At 41.5% G+C, this 528-nt stretch carries 1 pseudogene; it reads right to left on the bottom strand.

The features are described from left to right. Positions 1-342 (bottom strand): annotated as a pseudogene (locus R7R24_RS30165) (diguanylate cyclase); the annotation flags it as partial. Positions 343-528: the final 186 nt, after the last annotated feature.

Genomic DNA, 528 nt, shown 5'->3' with positions numbered 1-528 from the left:
CGGTAGGCCAAGGTAAGCTTGAACGCCATCATCCTGAAACATCTGGTCTTCAGGAAAGCGTTTATAGACCTGATCTTGGTAAAAGATGTGCTCGCCAATGTCTTTCGCGACTTTTTCACATGGCGTGCCAGACAGGTGGTAACTGAGGTTATCGGAGATCTCTCCGCCACTTGCAAAGGAAATGGTGTGCGCAGCATGTTGAAGATGAGCCACTTCAACAACGCATGTACAATGACTCTTCAACTGTTGATGGATATCTAAAGTCACTCTGTTGAGCAGAGCGCTCCCATTGAGCTTCAATATTTCATCAAGCTTTTGGACACTGATTTGTACATGATCCATTAAACACGTTACCTAGCCGTTATTAATTTCATATCGTGCTTTGATAGTTGTGCGACACGACGACTTATAATTTGATATGCATCAAGTAAACTATCGTTTACTTAAGGAGATTTTTCAAACTTTGAATCCCAACAGACAAGGAATTAACACTAATAGGTGAGTCTAGTAAGACTAGAGTGTTATCAA

The sequence above is a fragment of the Vibrio sp. 704 genome, assembly GCF_033339295.1.
Note: the sequence above shows the minus strand (reverse complement) of the source record. Positions and strands in the feature narration are given on the sequence as shown.